This window comes from Agaribacterium haliotis (assembly GCF_002312815.1).
In the GTDB taxonomy this organism is placed as follows: Bacteria; Pseudomonadota; Gammaproteobacteria; order Pseudomonadales; family Cellvibrionaceae; genus Agaribacterium; species Agaribacterium haliotis.
On the sequence record NZ_NKQJ01000016.1, the window covers coordinates 34,975 to 53,932 of the forward strand.

The following is an 18,958-nucleotide window of genomic DNA, read 5'->3' on the forward strand; positions in this document are numbered from 1 at the left end:
ATGTACAGTGCGTTACCCAAGAGGCTTTACTCTAGTTGAATTAGTGGCGGTTATGGTCCTCGTGGGCCTGCTTGCTGCTGCAGCTTCAAGCCGTTTCTTTGGCAATGACATTCAGCGTATACAAAAAAGCCGCGACCATCTGGTCGCGGCTTTTTTTTCGGCCCAACAACTGGCGATGGCGCAGCGCGACCCGGTGCGCTTAGTTGTTCAAACAAACTCAACGTCGGGTTTAGACGAGATAGATTTACAGCAAAATAGCGGTGCAGGTTTTACCAGTTTACGTTTTTGGGACGGGCAAAATTACCCGCTGGCGCTGGATGCAGACCAGGGCTTAACGGCGGCGACCTTTAATTTTGATCGCCTCGGCCAAACAGCTGCCAGAAACTTAACCCTGACTCAAGGCTCCAGCTCAACGACAATTAGTATTAATGAGGCCGGTTTTGTTCAATAAAAAGAATCGTTCGGCCGTGTTTACTGTCAGCCCCGCGCGCGGCGCAACCTTAATTGAACTGATCAGTTTTATTGTGATTGTCGGTTTGGCCTTTGCTGGTGTTGTTGCGGTATTTTCTCAATTTATTGTAAGCAGCAATGACCCGCTAATTCGTGTGCGCGCATTGGAGCTGGCGCAAGCCCAGCTCGACGATGTGCTGGCGCGAAAATTTGATGAAAACACACCCGCAGGTGGGGTACCGGCCTGCAATGCAAGTGGCGGCCCGGTTTGCGCAGGTATTACTGTGCCAGATAGCGCTTATGATGACGTCGGCGATTTTCATGGCTTTAGTGATAACAGCCATGCGCCCTACGTGATTCAAGTGACGGTTACGGAAGCGGGCAGTGATTTAGGTTTAACAAATAATCAGGCGCGTTTAATTTCAGTGCGGGTGTCGACGCCGGCCACCGGTGCTAGTGCGCTCGGTTCGCCCGTTACGCTAAGTGCTTACAAGGTGAATTTTTAGTGCCTGGTCGCCAGTCGTTTAAGTCTTGCCGCGACAGCCGGGGTTTTACCTTGGTTGAATTGGTGGCGGTATTGGTATTGCTCGGCATCATCGCCGCAGTGAGCACAGATTTTATTGTGCGCTCGGTCGAGAGCTACCGCGAGGCGCAGATTCGCAATCGGCTACTGGCAAAAGGTCGCGTGGCGATTGAACATATGAGCCGAGTGTTGCGAAGTGCCGTGCCCAACAGTTTGCGTGTAAGCACTTCGGGCAATTGTGTGGAAGTATTGCCAAGCACTGGTGCAGCGTTTTACGAAAATGAGCTGCCGGATCAAAATAACGGTGCGCCGCGTGTTTTAACGATTGCGACCTCGCCTTTTGTTTTAGATCACGGCGGCGCGGTGCACGCTGTGGTCGGAAGTTATTTTGATACTGAAATCTATACCACAGCAAGCACGGCGGCGCGTGCGACGATAGACAGCACCAACAGCGTTGCAGGCGGGCCAATTACTGAACTTAGTCTCAGTTTATTGCACGAATTTATTCGCAATTCAAATAGCAAGCGTATATATGTTGCGGCCGATCCTCAGCGTTTTTGCCTGGTCGGCAGTGAGCTGTGGCTGTATAGAAATTACGGTTTGCGTACGGCGCTGGCCGATGGCAGCCCCGGTGCACCGGTTGATGCAGTGCAATTGGCAGATGCAGTATCGACATCGGGCGCCGCTTTTAGCCGTTCTGCCGGCAGTGAAACACGCGGCGCAGCGGTGGACATCAACTTAAGTTTTTCCGAAGCTCAGATAAGCATCGATTTAAATCAACGTATCTTGGCGAGAAATGTTCCGTAATATGCAAGCGAGTTTAATACGAGCTCAGCGCGGTTATCTAATGCCTATGGCAATATTTATTGTCGTTGGTTTGGCTGCGCTCGCCACCGCTATTGCTCACCTTGCGAACCAGTCGGGCACAAGCTCCTTTCGCGAGGCCTTAAGTGTACAGGCCCTGTACAGCGCAGATAGCGCCGCCCAGTGGGCCTTAAATCAACTGTTTTTCCCAAGCGCAACACGCGCAAGTGCCGATTCGGCCTGCACGTCCTTAGCGGCGAACCTGAACTTTAACGCCGCTTCAATGCAAGGCTGTGTGGCCGCCTTGCAGTGCAGCATTGCCAACGATGCAGCAAACGCAACATCTATCTATACCGTGACCAGTACCGCAAGCTGTGGCGCCGGTGAGCTGTTGAGTGAACGGCGTGTTCAGGTGAGGGCGTTTATCAGTGACTAGATTTGCGCGCTTTTTTTTACTTTGTTTTAGCTTGTTACCGGGCGCAGCTTGGGCGGCGGCCTGTACGGATATTTGGCCGGACGGCCTGCAAAACAGCCGTAACAATGGCGAAATTGTTTTTGAGGGGCTGGCCAAGCTTGTTGGCAGCCCCGACAATATTTTGGATACGCGCAATTTAACTAATGCACCGCAGGGCAATGATTGCGATAGCGCGATGTGTTCGCAGTCGGGCCAGCCGGTGCCGCGTGGAGATATTCGCGACTACCCAACAGGTCAACCGGATGTCTATCTCGACTATCGCGAAACCGTCACCTTAAGCCCCGGCAGCTATGGCGAATTAACCTCAAATACTGAGGCTGTTTTACGGCTGGAGCCGGGTGTGTATCGTTTTCGCGACTCGTTTATTTTGAGTTACCGAGGTCGTATAGAGCTGACCGAGCCCGGTTCGGCTACTATCTTTGTGCGCAAGAATGTCGAGTTTGCCGAAGAAACTGAATTGAATCTAAACACCGGTGATCGTCATTTATTTGTATTTAGCCGTGAGAAAATTGAACTGAAATACCGCGCAAAGGCTGATGTGCTGCTGTATGCCCGCCAGGATATTGTGGTTCAGAACGAGGTGGAAATCACCGGCGCGCTGACTTCAGAACAAAAAATCGATATGAAATATCTCTCTCAAGTTAGCTTCGATGACTCGGCAATTAACTACCTGGATTTTGACGGCTTTTGTGAGGGTGGCTCTGTTGTTGTACCGGAGCCAATTGCCGAATGGCGGCTCGATGAAACGAGCTGGAACGGCGGTGCAAACGAAGTTGACGATGCGACTGGTAATGGCTGGCACGGTCAGGCGGTAAATTTAAATGCATTTCCCGGCAGTGACAACAGCGACCCGGTTGTTGACGGTAGCCCGGGCACTTGCTCCTATGGCGATTTTATGGGCACAAGCGATGGTTATTTGCAAATCGATGATGCCGGTAACAGCGACCTGGATCAGAATCGAAATTTCACGGTGGCGACGTGGGTGTACCCCTATAGCTGGGCCAGTTCGGGCTTGGCAACCATCGTTTCAAAAGATGAAAACTGGGAGTTTCATTTAAACGGCAGTGGCCAAATTAACTGGTGGTGGGAAGAGTTAAATGCGAGTAGCACTTCGATAACCAGTTCCACTTCGGTGCCGCTAAATCAGTGGAGCCATATTGCAATTACCTTTGAAGAAGGTACGCAAAATATTTACCTCAACGGCGTCGTGGTTGCCAGTGATAATCGCAGCAGCCGCACAGAGACAAATAACGATCCGATTTTGATTGGTACAGATCTTAATTTTCACAGCCGCCGCTTTAACGGCCGCATCGATGAGGTTAAATATTATAACGAGACCTTAAATCAGGCCCAGGTTATAGAGGTTATGGGGCAAGTACACGAGTGTGTCTCTGGCTCGACCCTGGATCATTTTAATATTGATACTAACGGCAATAACGCGTCGGTATGTGCGCCTCAGGCTATTACCATCAGTGCGCGCGACAGTTCAGATGCTATTTTAACCGGTTATGTTGGCACGATGGCGTTAACGACATCGACAGGGAACGGCACATGGCTGAATGACCTCGGCGCTGCCTTGGGCAGTTTTACTCCGGGCGCCTTAGACTCCGGTCAAGCCTCGTATATTTTTGAAATAAACGGCAACGATGAGGGGGAAATTAGCCTGTCGCTCGATAACAGCCACGCAGAAACCTTAACCATTAGTGTTGCCGACAATGACCTGGGCATTAGTTCTACGTCGTCAACGCTTACTTACGCCGAGAATGGTTTTGTGGTTGAGCCTACGGATGGCCCCGGTGCTGTGCACGATGACTTTATTGCGGCTCGTGCGCATAACTTTACGGTCACGGCTATGGAGCAAGACCCGACAAACCCCGATGATTGCCAGGTATTAAGTGGCTACAACCAACCGGCTATAAAAGTTTGGTTTGATCGCAGTTCCAGCGATGCAGGTGGGCAAGCGCCGAGTATTTCAGGCGCAGCTCTGCCGGAAGCGGCGACAACAAATGTAAATTTAAATTTTAGTAGCGGCGTGGCTCAGTTTGCACTGGATACCTATGACGTTGGTCAATTTAGTTTATTTTTCCGCGACGACAGCAATGCGTTTAGTGATCAGTTGATCGAGGGTTCATCTAGCTTGCTGACTTTTAGGCCCTTTGCTTTTGCAGTAACTGCCCCGCACACAGGTCACGCTGACAGTGCTTTGGGGCCGGTTTTTACTGCGGCGGGACAGGATTTTCAGGTAAATGTTATCGCCAAAGGTTGGCACAGCGCTGACGACAGTGACGATAACGGTGTACCCGATATTTATGAAGACAGCGGCAATGAGTCGAACAACGATGTGCTAAATGGCCCAGATTTAGTTCGCTTTGCTCAAGAGGGGGCAGGCACCGCCGTTGTGCTTGCTGCGAACTTGTATTTACCGCAGCCGGGGAATGACCCGGGCCTGGCCAGTTCGGTGCCGGGAGCTAATCGTTTAACTAGTTTCAGCTCTGGTTTAGCCAGCACTAGCCAGGTGAACTACCCGGAAGTCGGTATTATTTTACTTAGCGCTGAACTGGAAAACCCGTATTTAGGTATAAGCCAAAGCCGCAGTGAAAAAAGTCACAGTCGATCTGCTCATGTTGGGCGCTTTATTCCTTCGTACTTTTTATTAAATGATGCAAGCCTAGTAGAGGCGTGCACCAGCTTTAGTTATTTGGGCCAGGTTTTAAATGCAGATATTAACAACCTAAGTGCTCACAACCTCGGCGCAGCTATAACACGCAATTACGAAGGCGACTTTGCCAAACTCAGCAATAGTAGCCACTTGAATTACCAGGCCATTGATCAAGCCTTGCCAACGCCTTTTACTGGCCGGGTGAGCGAGCAAAACAGTTCGTTTAATTGGAGCCAGGGTGTATTGAGCCTAGATAGTGAGCTGATTCTTGAGCGCGATAACAGCAACTTAGAGGGCCCGTTTAATAATGTAGCCTTTGGTCTTGCCGTGGCCGATGGCGACGATGTTCGTTTTCGTAGCAGTGATTTTGATCTGGATACGGACAACGATACGGTGAGCGATAGTATTGAGGTTGGCCGCTCGGTTCAGCGTTTTGGTCGTTTAAGGCTCGAGGATGCGTTTGGGCCTGAGAGTTCTGCGCTACCAGTACTTTATCAAACAGAGTTCTGGAATGGTGCCTGGTTTGAGTTAAGCGCGGCGGATTCATGTACAGAGATATTGCTTAGCGATCAACAATATGCCGGGCAGAGCATAGACATTCCCGCCAATCGAAGTGTCACAGTTGGCTCTGGTAGCACAACCGGAAGCTATAGCCAAAGCGATGCGATTCAAGTGCAGTTTGCCGGCGGTGATGCTGGTTTAAGTTTTAGTGCGCCCGGCGCAGGTAATACCGGCAGCTTTTTTATTAACGCTGATTTAAACAATTATCCGTGGCTGCGCTTTGATTGGGATCAGGATGGTAGCCACAGCGATACGACTATTCAGGCAGAGATTCGTTTTGGCACTTATCGCAATCACGACCGGGTAATCTTTTGGCAAGAGGTGCTCGATAACTCTTCAATTAAACCTTAGCTACCCAGGTTTTAGATTAACGTGGTTGCATCGCTAGTTTGGTAATTAGTGTTAACAGGCCCTAGTAGTTTAACCAGCTATTCAGCGCCTGCATTTTAAATTGTGTGTTGCCCTGGCGCATGACGATGCCGTCGCGAAGTATTTTTTCCAGCACGATGCCAGCTGAGACACTTGCTCCTTCGCGATAGGGTTTGCCGTTTAAGGTTACGTAAGAGCCGCCGTCGGGTTGATATATGTGGCCGCCGTACATCAGTGTTGGGATGTTTTCTTGAGCTTTTAAGGGCAGGCCTTTTATAAAAAATACACCGCCATAAAAATTAATACTGTCGTTTGCAGGGCTTGTTACCTGTCTGGCCTGTTTGCTTGGGCTGGCGGCTTTGGTTTTTTGTGCGCTTCTCTTGTCGCCGTTGCTATTTGATGCCTGGCTTGCGCTCTGGGTCTGATAAAGCTTGGCAATATCCTTTTGTTTTTCTTTGCTCTCTTGTTCTTGGTACTGCTGAGCAATTAAGTCTTTTCTGAGTTCGTCGACTTTTTGTTGGCGTGTACTTATGGTTTTTGTGCCGGTTTTTTTCTGCTGGTTTATTTCACTTGTGGCTCCAGCAGTGTTTTGTGTTGGTTCAGTAGTGTTTGTTTGGCCGCTTTTTTCTGGTGTTTCAGTCTCTTGTTGAGGTCGTGTAGCCAAGCTCTGTTTTATTTCATTGGCAGCTGGTGCTTCAGGCGTGGTTTTTGCGGATTCAAGTTGCTGTATTAGCGGGGCTTGTTTGCTGTGAATATTGTTATCTGCTTTGTTTATGCTCGTATAAATAAGCCACAAAATTGCAGTTAACAAAATAAGGCTGACGACAACAAGCACGATAATTAGCGGGGAGTGCTTCTGTTTGGAGGCATCGATTAACTCAGCGTAATTGCCTGCGTCAGTAGTGTTGCCCTGGCTTTCACTGCGTTCATGTTCGGCTTTTTTTAAAGCGTCAAGAATTAAAGACATGCGATTACTCTACTAAATCAAGGGTGCCAATTAAGCCGAGCTTTTCGTTGAGCTTCATAAGTGTTTGTTCGCCGATAATGCCATCGGCCTTTAAGCCTTCGCTGGTTTGGAATATTTTAATGCGGGTTTCGAGGCGCTTGCTAAAGTAGCTGTCGGTAATAGCGCGCGCTTGGCTATCGAGTAGGGCGAACTGTTCGGCAACCCACAGCACCACCGGCGAGCGCGAACCCTGGGTAAGGGGCTTTTCATAGCCGTCGGGTTTGCGCCACAAATAATACACCGCTCCGTTCCACAAGCGCCCAAGTTCCAGCAGACTGTACTGTTCTTTTTCACCGCTGTGATTAAGCACACTTACCTGATTGGCACTGAGCCCGGTAACGACGGCATAAGCCAGGCGCTTGTCTTCGGTAACCAGGCTAATGACCGCGGGCCTGTTTAATTGGCGCAGCTCCTGCCAGGTGTCGAGGTGGGTGACAGAGCAGCTAAGTTGGTGCTCTTCGGTTTGCCAGCAAGGGTGGCTCAAGCTTTCACCTCGGTAGCCGTAGTGTTGGAACAGCTGGGCGTAGGCTTCGGTGCGGTTGCGAAACTCGTAACTAGCGGCGTTGCTGTCGTGAACCAAAGCCGCTGCGCCGCGGCTAATTTGCCCCTGCCGAGTGCTTGATTCTGCTTCGGCATTTTTTTCTGCGCTGTGCTGTCGTTGCTCGAAGTCTGTAGAAGCCGAGCCCTGTACACTGTTTTGAGCAAAAGGCTCTGACAAGCCTTGGCTGTTATGCCCCGCTTGGCTTTTTTTCTCTGTTGTTGTACTTGTCAGCGCTCGGTTATCTGAGCTGCTATCTGCCACTGAGGTAGCTGGGGTGTCGGGTGTTTGAATAACACTAAAGGCAATGACCAGAGCGCCGCAGAGTATGGCTGCGGCCAGGCCGTACTGGCTTAAGGGCAGCGCGCGCGATGGTGCCTGTTCAATTTTGGCCGCGCCAACTTCTTTTAAAGCCTGGTTAAAAATGTCATTGTCGACTTCAATTTTGTTGTGGCCGTAGGCCCCGATTAACAGGCGTTCACAGAGTATGTTAATTAAGCGGGGGGTGCCGCCGCTAAAACTGTGAATACGCTTGATCACCGCCGGTGAGAAAATACTGCGCTCGTCTTTTTTCCCTGCAATACGCAGCCGGTGTTGAATGTAGCGCTGAGTCTCGGCGAGGTTCAGTGGCTCGAGTTTAAAACGCGCAGTAATTCGCTGGCTAAGTTGGCGCAGGCGTGGCTGGCTTAATAATTCATCGAGTTCCGGCTGGCCGACCAAAACAATTTGCAGCAGTTTTTCTGTCGCAGTTTCAAGGTTAGTTAGCAATCGTACCTGTTCAAGTACGTCGACAGAAAGCAGCTGCGCCTCGTCAATCAGCAGTACCGTGCGTTTGCCTTCGGCATGGTTGTCGAGCAGCTTTTGCTGCAGCGTATCCATTAGGTACTTGATGCTGTGCGGACCTTCACTGAGCTCAAGTTTGAGCTCTTCGCAGATGGTACTGAGCATATCCTCAACGTTGGCCATTGGGTTGAGGATAAACGCAACTTCGGTCTTTGGCGGCAGTTGATCAAGCAGGCAGCGGATAATGGTGGTTTTACCGGTGCCGACCTCACCGCTTAGCATAACAAAACCACCGCCTTGAATACCGTAGAGCAGGTGGGCGAGCGCTTCTTTGTGTTGCACGCTCATATAGAAATAGCGCGGATTAACGGCTATCGAGAACGCGGTTTCCTTGAGCCCAAAATATTCCTGATACATGGTTTTGCTGCAATTGTGACAATTTGATAATGATACCGTTAAAGATCAAGCAAAAGAATGTTTTGCCTTGCCTTTAGTTCACGCTTTGACCATGCTGGACAAATGATGACGATAACTACCCCAAGCCTATTATTTCCAGCCATTTCATTGATGATGCTGGCTTATACCAATCGCTTTGTCTCGCTGACCAAAGTAATACGTGAACTTGGGCGCATCGCCGAAGGGGATGATGGCGAGTTGATTCGCCGTCAGATTCGCAGCTTGCGCCTGCGGGTACATTTGATTCGCTGGATGCAGACGCTGGCTGTGCTCGCGTTTGCACTGTGTACCTTGTCTATGATTGCGCTATTTGGCAATCAAGCGGGCTTGGGAACCTGGATTTTCGGCAGTGCTTTGGCTTTGTTTATGGCGTCGTTGCTGGTGTCGCTGTATGAAGTACATATTTCTACCCGGGCAATTAACCTCGAGATAGAGCGCTTGGATACCCACTCTGCGGCGTGATTTGGTCGCTATGTGTTTTTTTTAACAGGCCCTAGATAGCTTCAACATCGAGGTCGAGGCCTAAGTCGTTGGCAATGGCATCCATTTTTTCATGCAAGCTGCGCAGTTCCAGATCGGCGGGTACGCTGAGCGTGCCCCTCGCCTCAAAGATTGGCTCGCCACTGTAGGGCATGCTGGAAAGGTCACTTTCGAGCTCTTCGACATTAATGTTGTGGCGGGAAAATGCGCGTGATATTTCTTTTATAATTCCGCTGCGGTCGGGGCCAACAGCGCTAAACCGCGCGTTGCTTGGCGCTTTGCTGGTTTCGCCGCTGGGAATATCAGCGGCGCTGATATCGATGCCGTCTTGTTTAAGTGCTTTAAGTTGCTGCAGCAGCTTTTCTGCGGCACTTTTTTCGATAGCAATGCGGACCACGCCAACAAACTTACCGCTGAGGTGGGCGAGGCGACTTTCGAGCCAGTTGCCTCCGCAGCCTTCTACCACTGATGCAATGGCTTCGACCAGGCCCGGTTTGTCATCGCTGGTCACGCTAAGTATGTAGTGTTTTTGCATGATTTGTTTTGCTTGCTATGTAATTCGTGTTAACAGGCTCGTGTTCAAGAGTATACTGGGCGCGCGTTGAAAGTCATCCCAAAAAGATCAAATGATTATCCCCCTAGAGTCCTTAGAGGCAAGTACACTTAATAATATTCTCGATGATTTTATCCACCGCGAGGGCACCGACTACGGCGAGCAGGAAGTGAGCTTGCAACAAAAACGGCAGCAACTGCTAACGCAGCTGCAGCGCGGGGATTTGTTTATCTGTTATGACCAGAGCAGCGAGAGTGTCACGCTTATTGATAAGTCGAGCTACGAAGCGAGCTTGTGACGTGAGCATCAATGCTCAAGCACGGTGATTTTTTCATTGCCAATCAGCATGGGCCGCATTTGGCGCAGCAAGCTGTCTCGCTCTTCGCTGTGGAACCAGCGCTGCCAGTCTTCGAGGCTGCGCCATTTACACCAAAGGATGCGCTTATGGGGGTTGTCGATATCAGAGTAGGCTTCGCCAGCGATAAAACCGCTGACGACAAATGAGCGTCGCAGCGCACCTTTGAGCAGTTGTTCGTAAGTGGATACCATGCCGTCGGCGAGTTCGCGTTCGATCAATACGTGGATCATGTATTCCTTCTTAACAAGCGTGATGCTTGTGTTGCTGCGATAAGTCATTCAAGTGATATATTAGTTTAAAAGAAAGCCAACAAGCCAGTATGACAGCAGATCACTTTTTGGACACAAAAGGTTTAACTTGCCCGGAGCCGGTGATGCTCCTGCATGGAGCCGTGCGCGACGCAGGTGTTGGTGAGTCGATTCGTATCGAGGCGACAGACCCATCAACCGAGCGCGATATCCCCAAGTTTTGTAATTTTCTCGGCCACGAGTTGCGCCGCGCTTGGCGCGACGGCGACCTGTATTTATACGAGGTGGTAAAAGGCGCGGGTTAGCTCGCAATACTGTTCACTTAATGATGTAACGAGATGTTAGGAGCGAAGCTGAAGTGGGTTTGATTGGGTCTCTGCCGCAAGGATGCGGCGGCGAAGCCCCCATGGACGGGTTTACGGCGTCCCAAGAAAGCCCACTTCAGCTTCGTTCCGGGAAGCTTGCACTTAAGTGAACAGCACAGCCGGTTAGCTCGGCGTTTTTGTTTATTTATGCCGGGGCCGTGCCAGCCAAAAGCGGAACGTTTAAAAGCAAATAAGGAGGGCAAGCCCTCCTTATTTATCGCGCCGCGATGGCAAGTATTAAAACTTAACTGGCAGAGCCGGACTCTGAGCTTTCTTCAACCAGAACGGATATTGCAGCCAGGGCTTCCGGGTCTTCGGATTTAATTTTGTTGGCAATATGGTGCTGGAAAAAATAGCGAAAGTTGTCGTGGGTCTGGGCCGCATAGAGGCAGTCATCACCGGGCAGTACCGGCGTGCTTTGCACCGCGCTCTCATCGACAATCATCGCCAGTATCGCGCCGTCGTGATGCAGGCGCCAGCTAACGACTTCTTGCAGGGTCAGGGTGCGCGTTTCGGTATTGGTCATCACCGCGTGAGTGCCGATGATATCGGGGATCTCCTGAATGATTTCCGCCGGGTCATTGCACTGGTACTCGTAGTATTCGGCCGAGCTTTCAAGTTCAACCACCTTGTGAATTGGCGCTTCAAAAAACAGCTCGTCGATGCCCGGGTCGTAATAGCCTTCAAACTGGCCGTTCAGAGGGTCCTGGATCTCGGAACAGGGCACAACGCCGTCGAGCCAGGGCACTAAACCAACCACCTCGCCGTCAGCTTTTAGCGCCCAGCACAAAATACGCAGGCTAAAGAGCTTATCGGAGCTAGATTCGTTAGAATAGAGCATTTCGAGCCCGTCGAGCTCGGGGGATAGTCGTACATACTTGGCCTCTTCAAGAGAGGACAGTGGCTTTCCAGTGAACAGATCAATCACGTTATCCTTAGCGTGATCGGAGACCGTGGTATTCATTGTGGCGCCTCCATATAGCGCTCTCACGGCTGTGGCTCTAGGCCACAGGGCTTGAGCTCTGGTTGTAAGTGCGGTTGAGTGAACCGCTACGACATACAGTATCTTGCTCGCGGGCTGAACACAAGAACTTGTGGGCTTTCCTCCTGAGATTGATATGCGAGCCTCGGCCGGCTCAGATATATCGGCCGGTTATTAAGTAGTTTAGTTCAGATTTATGAGTCATAAGAGAAAGCCGTTAACAGAGGCTGAGCATCTAAATTTGGTGGTGGATGGTTTTAACCGGGTATTTCTGCCGACTTATCGTACAAAGCTCAAAGGCGGCTACGATGAACCCTTGTACTTGCCGGCAAAAAACGCCTCCGAATACCATCAAATTCAGTTTAGCCACGACTACGTTGCCAGCGCTTTACACGAGATTGCGCACTGGTGTGTCGCCGGCGAAAAGCGGCGCAAACAGGTCGATTACGGTTACTGGTATGCGCCCGATGGCCGCAGCGAGCGCCAGCAGCGTGAGTTCGAGCAAGTAGAAGTTAAGCCGCAGGCTATTGAATGGTTGTTATCAGTCGCCGCGGGCCTGCCTTTTCGTCTGAGTGTTGACAATTTAAACGGCTGTGCCCGGGCCAGCGACGAGTTTAGGTTGGCTGTTGCCGGACAGGCGCGCAGTTATGCGGCGTCGGGCCTGCCTAGCCGGGCGCAGTCGTTGGCCGAGTTTTATGCGCATCGCTTCGGCACCGATGAGGTATTTAAGCCCGGGTACTACTGCGAGCGGCTGCTTAGATGAAATCTTATGCGTTTCTGATCGATAGTTGCATTTATATCTTTCGTTATTATTTTTCAGCAAGGCCTTCTCATTTAAGTGAGGGTGGCAGTGAAGTTTCGACCGTGCTTGCCTTTAGTGAATGGCTGCTGCGCCTGTTAAATAACGAAAAACCCGAGCACTGCGCGGCGTGTTTTGACGAGAGTTTGCACAGCGGTTTTCGCCACCGGCTCGACGCCAACTACAAACGCAATCGCAGTTTGCCCGATGAAGCGTTGGCGTATCAATTGGCAGCTTGCCAGCAGGTCGCAGCGCTTTGCGGTGTGGTGGTATTTAAATCTCAGCGCTTTGAAGCTGATGACCTTATTGCAGCACTGGCGCGTTGCGCTCGCGCCAATGCACTGGAGCCTGTGATCATCAGTCGGGACAAAGATCTCGGTCAACTGCTACAGCCAGGCAGCGGTGTGCTCTGGGATTACTCCTTTGCAGACAAGCTGGATTATCAGGCTTTTAGCGAGGCTTTTTTAATTGCCCCCGAACGCGTGGCGGAATATCTGGCGATTGCTGGCGACAGCGGTGACTCGATAGAGGGGTTGCGGGGTATTGGCAAAAAAACAGTCGCTGCTTTATTTCAGCACTTACCATCGTGGCAGAGCATTAAGCAAGATTTCTCAGCCGTTGCCGAGTTGGATATACGCGCATCGCGCAGTTTGGCTAAAAAGCTTGAGCTCGGCCAAGCTCAGGTTGAGCACAACCTGAAATTAACCCGTTTGCGAGACGATAGCCTTGAGCTTAAATTGTTGCAAATAAACAAACAAAAGCCCGACAAACAATCACTCGCAAATATGTTTGATATGTGGCGAGCCCCGCGAAGGCTTTATAGTTTAATGGATCGTTTATGTTGAAAATATTAGCGGATGAAAATATCCCTTTTGCCAAAGAGTTATTTTCTGAACTAGGGGATGTGAGTTTAAAAGCCGGCAGGACGATGAATGCCGATGATTTAATTGGCGTTGACGCCTTGCTGGTTCGCTCTGTTACCAAAGTGAATCAAAATTTAATTGGCGCTACAGATTTAAAATTTGTCGGTACCTGCACCATTGGTACGGATCATCTCGACAAGACGTATCTGGAGTCTAGAGGTATTGCTTACAGCGCCGCTCCCGGTTGTAATGCGCTGGGTGTCGTGCAATATGTGCTCTGTGCGCTGGCGGCTTTAGATCGTTTGCGCTCGCCGGCGAAGGTGGCAATTATTGGTTGTGGCAATGTCGGCAGCCGAGTGTGGCAGGCTTTAAAAAATTTAGGTATGGATTGTTACTGTATCGACCCTCATTTAAGCAAAGACAATGTAGAAGACCTGGCCCCGTTTGAGGCCATCTATGACTGCGATATTATTTGCATGCATACGCCGCGTATCCGCGACGGTGCTTATCCGACAGAAAACCTGCTTGGCAGCGAACAGCTTAAACAGCTAAAAGCTGGAGCCCTGTTAATCAATGCTGGTCGAGGTGAGTGTATCGACAATCGTGCGCTGTTAAGTTATCTGCAGCAACACTCAGATTTAGATGTGGTACTCGACGTTTGGGCCGATGAGCCGAACATGTTGCCTGAATTATTTTCGCTGGTGAAATTTGGTTCGCCCCATATCGCCGGTTATAGCTTCGAGGGTAAGGTCAATGGGACGACGATGATTTTTGCCAAACTCGCCGCCGAGCTTGGTAAAAGCGAAGCCTGGATCTCGCAGCGTATCGATGCCTTGCGCAAAGAAAAATTTGGCAGTGGCCCCGCGTTGCAGGCCGACGATTTACAGCGGTTGTTAGTGCAGACCTACGACATTAACAGAGACCACCAGGCACTGGCGCAAGCCTTAACTGAGCTGCCACAAAGTTTTGATCTGTTGCGTAAACACTACCCTCAGCGCAGGGAGTTTTCTCACTTTAGTGTTCGCAGCGCCGATGGCGCCCTACTTAAAAAAGCAACAAAACTAGGTTTCACCAATGTCTGAGTGCGGCAGTCTCGCTTTAGTTGAGCAGCGCTTATTGCTTTGGCGCCAGCAGGTTGCTGATGGCTTGCGATCTGCCGAAGATAGCTGCCGGCTGTTTCACGGCCGCGGCCATTATTATCCGGGGCTTGAAGCGCTGAGCATCGATTATTTTTCACCGGCGCTAGTGGTGACTTTGTTTGCTGAGCTTAAACCCGACTTTGAAACCGCACTGCTCGATAAACTTGAGGTGTTTTTTGACGGGGCTGCGATTTATTTGCAGCGCCGTTATTTGCCCGCTCCACGTTATGAGTGTGTGCGAGGGGAAGTACTTGAGCGTGTATTTGCGCAGCGCGGTGGGCTGAAATTTGAACTCAGTTTTGCGCAGCAAAATATCGGTTTTTTTCTCGATATTGAGCCTGCGCGCCACTGGCTTGAACAGCGCGCCGCAGGCAAGTCGGTGTTAAACTTATTTGCTTATACCTGTACTTTTTCTCTGGTTGCTAGCGCCGCCGGCGCAAACTCGGTGTTAAATATGGATTTGAGCTCGCGCAGTTTAAACCAGGGGCGGTACAACTATCGTTTAAATGAATTAAGCCAGGAGTCGGTGCGCTTTTACGCCAATGACATATTAAAAAGTTGGAGTCGTTTAAAGCGTTTTGGCCCTTACGATGTGATTGTGTGTGACCCGCCAAGTTTTCAAAAAGGAAGCTTTGTAGCGACAAAAGACTATCAGAAGTTATTGCGGCGCATGAATACGCTTGTCGCCGATAATGGCGAGTTATTACTGTGCCTTAACTCACCGGAATACAGTTACAGTGAGTTTCGCTCTTTATGTGAGCAGCACCTGCAGGGCTTTGCTTTTGTTGAGCGTCTGCAGCCGAGTGAGGACTTCCCCGATGTTGATGAGCAGCGAGCGTTAAAGTTATTAGTTTATAAGCGTTTAGTTTAACTCTTAGTTTAGCTCTGCTTCGGCTTCTTCTTGAGCAAAATAAAAATCACTGAGTGCTTCGAGCGGCATGGGTTTGGCAATACCGAAACCCTGAGCGTAATCAATGCCGAGGGTTTTTAGCTCTTTCATAACTAAATCGTTCTCGACGTATTCGGCCACCGTTTTGATGTTCATTTCTTTGGCGACTTCGCTGATGGCGCGAATCATTGAGTGGGCTATTTTGTCGCGGATCAGATCTTGGACAAATGAGCCGTCAATTTTTAGATAGTCGACATCGAGGTTTTTAAGATAACTAAACGATGAAAAGCCGGTACCAAAATCATCGAGTGCAAAACGGCAACCGAGGGCGCGCAAGGTACGCATAAAATCGATGGCTTCATTTAAGTTTTGCATCGCACTGCTTTCAGTAATTTCAAAGCAAATTTTATTGGCCGGAAAGCCGCAGTTGCGAACCTGGGCGATAATAATGTCGCGGGCGCGCTCGTCGGCGATGGTATGGCTGGTTAAATTGACCGAACAGCACGCCAGCCCTTTGAAGTGCTCGGGGTGTTTTTTGAGGTAGGCAAAAGTTTGTTTGACGACCCACAAGTCAATGGCGCTGGATTTCCCATAGCGCTCTGCCGGTGGTAAAAACTGCGAGGGCTGCACCAAATTGCCGACGTCATCGCGATACTGAATGAGCACTTCGTAATGTACGTAGTGAGCATAGGGTTTGTTAATGGCAACAATAGGCTGAAAATTTAAAACAAATTTATTGTCGTTAATTGCCTCGTCCAGGCGGCTGACCCAGCGCATAGCCTGTTGGTCGCCATTGTTTTCATTGGCGCCGGCACAGATGTGTATCTGGTTGCGCCCGTGTTCTTTGGCGCTGTGGCAGGCGGCATCTGCGGCGCTAAGCATGGTGCTGAGCTTGTCGCAGTTATTACTTATTACAACTCCGATACTGATGCTTTGACGAAAGCTGCGTCCGTCCCAGCGAAAGCTAAATGCTTCGGCTTCATCGCGCAGCGCTTCGGCGAAAAGCTCTATCTGCTGGCGACTTCGATTTTCGAGTATTAGTGCAAACTCGTCGCCGCCGATACGGGCAAAAAACGCTTGTTCTTTTTCTATGCAGGGGCTGAGCACAGCGATTAACTGCTTTAATAGTTGATCGCCGGCACTGTGTCCACAGGTATCATTTACCACTTTAAACTGGTCGATATCAAAATAAATCAGTGACAACTTGGTACTTTTTTCTCGAGTACTTAGCTTTTCGTCAACGTACTGTTCGAGTGCGCGGCGGTTTTTCAAGCCGGTCAGTTCGTCGTGGTGAGCCTGGTAGGCGAGGGTCAAAGAGAGTTCGCGCGATTCGCTGATATCTTCGCAAAAGGCAATGGTGGTTTCACCGTAGTGGCGGCTAATGCGGTGGAGGTGCAGCACTACATGCAGCGGTTTTTTGTGGTGATCGAGCAAGATGCTTTCACAGCGGCAGCTTTCGGCGAGGCCGTCTTTAACCTGATCGAGCAAGCCGGCGACAACCGGGCGCACACCCGGTTCAACCAAATCTAAAAAGCGCATATTAAGCAGGTCGCTAAAACGATAGTTGAGGCTGTTGCAAGCGCTTTGGTTGATGTCGTCGATATGTAAACTGTCGCTTAAAGCAATACAGAAAATTGGGCTGTGGTCAAAAATCTTGCGGTAGAAGTCGGAGGTGTGCGAACCAAGCTCGGCTTGCTGGTGTTGTTTTTGATAGAGCAGTTCCAGTTCGGTGCGCAGGCTATCGATGGAGGCGGTAAGCTTTTGGTTGTCTGCGTGAAGTCGAGCTTGGCTGTTTGCGAGTGCGTTGCTTTGTTTGTGCGCCTGCTGAATTTGCTGTTTGCGCTTGCGGCCGCGCTGCCACAAAGTGCACAGTGCAACGAGCAAGGCGCCATAAAGCACCGCGTTGAGCAGAGTGAAATGTGTCAGGGAATCGGACATTGTTTTCTGGCCGGCTATCGAGGCGAACCAGCTTAACGCAATTTTGTTGCACGCACAGTAATTAGGGTAAAAAAGCCTGCATTTGCTCGATTATGTATGCGCACAGCTGATCGCTGCTTTTATTTTTTAATATCTGTTCAAGCTTGTGTATGCGCGTTTGTGTGCCAGTGCCGTCGGGCGTGCTGTTGCTGGCGTTGTCGAGCGTGTCAACGCCAGCAAAATAAACAAAGGCTTTTTGGCTTAATACAACTTCGTCAAAAGCTTCTTGTTGAATATTGTCGCCATAGCGCAGCCAACCTTCTTCGGCAAGCCAAACGACGGTGCTAAAACAGGCCATGTGGCGACTGCTGTGCAGACCAAAGTCGTCGGGGTTATCCGGCCCGCTTATGTCTTCAATATAGAGCGTACTTTTTTGCGGGAAACGCTGGTACAAACTTAAGATGATGCGCGCTGCGTCCTTGCAGAAATCGCCGATATTTAATTCGTGCATTATTTTCTATAGCGCTGTAAAAAGTTGCCAAATTTATCTATCGCTGTTTTCAGGTCGCCCGGCTGAGGCAAAAATACAATGCGGAAATGATCCGGGCTGGCCCAGTTAAATGCACTGCCTTGCACCAACAAAACTTTTTCGGCGAGCAAAAAGTCGAGAATCAGCTGTTGGTCGTCGTCGAAGTGATACATGTTCCGGTCGATTTTGGGGAACAAATAAATTGCGCCTTTGGGTTTAACGTAGGAAACACCCTCAATAGCATCTAAGGCAGCGCAGGCGACTTCGCGCTGTTCGTTTAAGCGGCCGCCGGGCAGGACCAGATCGTTAATACTCTGGTAGCCACCAAGTGCGGTTTGCACGGCGTACATGGCGGGCACGTTTGCGCACAGGCGCATGGAGGCAAGCATTTCTATGCCTGCCATATATTCGCGCGCAGCTTTTTTATCTCCGCTGATATACAGCCAGCCCGAGCGGAAGCCGGCGAGGCGATAACTTTTGCTAAGGCCGTTGAAGCTGATGCACGTGACGTCGTCGGCAAGGCTGGCCATAGGAATATATTTGGCGCCGTCATAGGTGATCTTGCTGTATATCTCATCGGCAAAAATTAGCAGATTGCGCTCGCGGGCAATGTCGATAATTTGCTCCAGCGTCTCTTTGCTGTAGACCGCTCCGGTTGGATTATTGGGGTTAATGATAACAATGGCGCGTGTGCGCTCGCTGAGCTTGCTGAGCATGTCGTCGAGGTCGGGCTGCCAATCGGCCTGTTCATCACAGACGTAGTGCACGGGGTTGCCGCCGGCAAGTTTGACTGCCGCAGTCCACAGCGGGTAATCGGGCGATGGAATCAGTACCTCATCGCCATCGTTGAGCAGGGCCTGGTTGGCCATGACGATCAACTCGCTGACACCGTTGCCGAGGAAAATATCCGCGACTTCTATATCCTTAATACCCTGGCGCTGGGTTTCTTGCATGATGGCTTTGCGCGCGGCAAACAGGCCCCGGCTTTCTACATAGCCCTGGGCCCGGCGCATATTGTGAATAACGTCGCCGATAATTTCATCGGGGGCGTCAAAACCAAACGGCGCGGGGTTGCCGATATTGAGCTTGAGAATCTTGTGGCCTTCTTCTTCGAGGCGATAAGCGTGCTGAAGTACGGGGCCGCGTATGTCGTAACAAACACCGTGGAGTTTGTCGGATTTATCAAACTTGTGCATGATTTGCCGTATGGGT

20 protein-coding genes are annotated in these 18,958 nt (G+C 50.4%); 12 read left to right on the top strand and 8 right to left on the bottom strand.

What is annotated here, in order from left to right; all coding sequences use genetic code 11:
- Positions 1-7 precede the first annotated feature (7 nt).
- Genes CFK45_RS16690 through CFK45_RS16710 form a run of 5 tightly spaced genes read left to right on the top strand, consistent with a single transcriptional unit; the run spans position 8 to position 5,823 of the window.
- A complete protein-coding gene (locus CFK45_RS16690) occupies positions 8-451 on the top strand; it encodes a prepilin-type N-terminal cleavage/methylation domain-containing protein (RefSeq protein WP_096087587.1) in 444 nt (147 codons plus the stop codon).
- Entirely contained in the window at positions 441-956 is a 516-nt protein-coding gene (locus CFK45_RS16695) for a type IV pilus modification PilV family protein (RefSeq protein WP_239923736.1), read from the top strand. The genes CFK45_RS16690 and CFK45_RS16695 overlap by 11 nt, the downstream gene beginning before the upstream one ends.
- Complete coding sequence (locus CFK45_RS16700; RefSeq protein WP_096087589.1) at positions 956-1,780, top strand: prepilin-type N-terminal cleavage/methylation domain-containing protein; 825 nt, start codon at positions 956-958, stop codon at positions 1,778-1,780. Before CFK45_RS16695 ends, CFK45_RS16700 begins: the two co-directional genes overlap by 1 nt.
- Positions 1,770-2,213 carry an MSHA biogenesis protein MshP gene (locus tag CFK45_RS16705; protein ID WP_096087590.1) on the top strand — a complete coding sequence of 148 codons (444 nt, stop codon included), beginning with the start codon at positions 1,770-1,772 and terminating at the stop codon, positions 2,211-2,213. Before CFK45_RS16700 ends, CFK45_RS16705 begins: the two co-directional genes overlap by 11 nt.
- A complete protein-coding gene (locus CFK45_RS16710) occupies positions 2,206-5,823 on the top strand; it encodes a LamG domain-containing protein (protein ID WP_096087591.1) in 3,618 nt (1,205 codons plus the stop codon). The genes CFK45_RS16705 and CFK45_RS16710 overlap by 8 nt, the downstream gene beginning before the upstream one ends.
- Before the next feature lie 61 nt (positions 5,824-5,884).
- On the opposite strand, the gene CFK45_RS16715 is transcribed toward CFK45_RS16710, so the two are convergent.
- Both CFK45_RS16715 and CFK45_RS16720 read right to left on the bottom strand, forming a co-directional pair.
- Positions 5,885-6,808, bottom strand: coding sequence for a general secretion pathway protein GspB (locus CFK45_RS16715; RefSeq protein WP_096087592.1), 924 nt, complete (start codon positions 6,806-6,808; stop codon positions 5,885-5,887).
- Positions 6,809-6,812: 4 nt separating this feature from the next.
- Positions 6,813-8,585, bottom strand: a complete 1,773-nt coding sequence (locus CFK45_RS16720) for an AAA family ATPase (RefSeq protein ID WP_096087593.1) — start codon at positions 8,583-8,585, stop codon at positions 6,813-6,815.
- A gap of 102 nt (positions 8,586-8,687) precedes the next feature.
- Between CFK45_RS16720 and CFK45_RS16725 the strand changes: the two genes are divergently transcribed.
- Positions 8,688-9,086, top strand: a complete 399-nt coding sequence (locus tag CFK45_RS16725; RefSeq protein WP_239923737.1) for a DUF2721 domain-containing protein — start codon at positions 8,688-8,690, stop codon at positions 9,084-9,086.
- A gap of 31 nt (positions 9,087-9,117) precedes the next feature.
- On the opposite strand, the gene CFK45_RS16730 is transcribed toward CFK45_RS16725, so the two are convergent.
- Positions 9,118-9,639 carry a glycine cleavage system transcriptional repressor gene (locus CFK45_RS16730; protein WP_096087594.1) on the bottom strand — a complete coding sequence of 174 codons (522 nt, stop codon included), beginning with the start codon at positions 9,637-9,639 and terminating at the stop codon, positions 9,118-9,120.
- Positions 9,640-9,730: 91 nt separating this feature from the next.
- On the opposite strand from CFK45_RS16730, the gene CFK45_RS16735 reads away from it, so the two are divergent.
- Positions 9,731-9,955 (top strand): YheU family protein, encoded by a 225-nt coding sequence (locus tag CFK45_RS16735; RefSeq protein WP_096087595.1) that lies wholly within the window; start codon positions 9,731-9,733, stop codon positions 9,953-9,955.
- Between the two features lie 8 nt (positions 9,956-9,963).
- On the opposite strand, the gene CFK45_RS16740 is transcribed toward CFK45_RS16735, so the two are convergent.
- Complete coding sequence (locus tag CFK45_RS16740) at positions 9,964-10,245, bottom strand: antibiotic biosynthesis monooxygenase family protein (protein WP_096087596.1); 282 nt, start codon at positions 10,243-10,245, stop codon at positions 9,964-9,966.
- 89 nt (positions 10,246-10,334) lie between these two features.
- On the opposite strand from CFK45_RS16740, the gene tusA reads away from it, so the two are divergent.
- Positions 10,335-10,568, top strand: a complete 234-nt coding sequence (gene tusA / locus CFK45_RS16745; RefSeq protein WP_096087597.1) for a sulfurtransferase TusA — start codon at positions 10,335-10,337, stop codon at positions 10,566-10,568.
- A 304-nt stretch (positions 10,569-10,872) separates the two neighbouring features.
- Here tusA and CFK45_RS16750 read toward each other — a convergent pair whose 3' ends face one another.
- Positions 10,873-11,592, bottom strand: a complete 720-nt coding sequence (locus CFK45_RS16750) for a hypothetical protein (RefSeq protein WP_096087598.1) — start codon at positions 11,590-11,592, stop codon at positions 10,873-10,875.
- 214 nt (positions 11,593-11,806) lie between these two features.
- On the opposite strand from CFK45_RS16750, the gene CFK45_RS16755 reads away from it, so the two are divergent.
- The 4 genes from CFK45_RS16755 to CFK45_RS16770 are packed head-to-tail and all read left to right on the top strand — an operon-like array spanning position 11,807 to position 15,282.
- A complete protein-coding gene (locus CFK45_RS16755; RefSeq protein WP_096087599.1) occupies positions 11,807-12,373 on the top strand; it encodes an elongation factor P hydroxylase in 567 nt (188 codons plus the stop codon).
- Complete coding sequence (locus CFK45_RS16760) at positions 12,370-13,254, top strand: 5'-3' exonuclease (RefSeq protein ID WP_096087600.1); 885 nt, start codon at positions 12,370-12,372, stop codon at positions 13,252-13,254. Before CFK45_RS16755 ends, CFK45_RS16760 begins: the two co-directional genes overlap by 4 nt.
- Positions 13,248-14,354 (top strand): 4-phosphoerythronate dehydrogenase, encoded by a 1,107-nt coding sequence (locus tag CFK45_RS16765; RefSeq protein ID WP_239923739.1) that lies wholly within the window; start codon positions 13,248-13,250, stop codon positions 14,352-14,354. The genes CFK45_RS16760 and CFK45_RS16765 overlap by 7 nt, the downstream gene beginning before the upstream one ends.
- Positions 14,347-15,282, top strand: a complete 936-nt coding sequence (locus CFK45_RS16770) for a class I SAM-dependent methyltransferase (RefSeq protein ID WP_096087601.1) — start codon at positions 14,347-14,349, stop codon at positions 15,280-15,282. The genes CFK45_RS16765 and CFK45_RS16770 overlap by 8 nt, the downstream gene beginning before the upstream one ends.
- A 3-nt stretch (positions 15,283-15,285) precedes the next feature.
- Here CFK45_RS16770 and CFK45_RS16775 read toward each other — a convergent pair whose 3' ends face one another.
- The 3 genes from CFK45_RS16775 to CFK45_RS16785 form a co-directional block, all read right to left on the bottom strand.
- Positions 15,286-17,238, bottom strand: coding sequence for a putative bifunctional diguanylate cyclase/phosphodiesterase (locus tag CFK45_RS16775; protein ID WP_096087602.1), 1,953 nt, complete (start codon positions 17,236-17,238; stop codon positions 15,286-15,288).
- Positions 17,239-17,299: 61 nt separating this feature from the next.
- Positions 17,300-17,728 carry a hypothetical protein gene (locus CFK45_RS16780; protein WP_096087603.1) on the bottom strand — a complete coding sequence of 143 codons (429 nt, stop codon included), beginning with the start codon at positions 17,726-17,728 and terminating at the stop codon, positions 17,300-17,302.
- Positions 17,728-18,942 carry a pyridoxal phosphate-dependent aminotransferase gene (locus tag CFK45_RS16785; protein WP_096087604.1) on the bottom strand — a complete coding sequence of 405 codons (1,215 nt, stop codon included), beginning with the start codon at positions 18,940-18,942 and terminating at the stop codon, positions 17,728-17,730. The genes CFK45_RS16780 and CFK45_RS16785 overlap by 1 nt, the downstream gene beginning before the upstream one ends.
- Positions 18,943-18,958 lie beyond the last annotated feature (16 nt).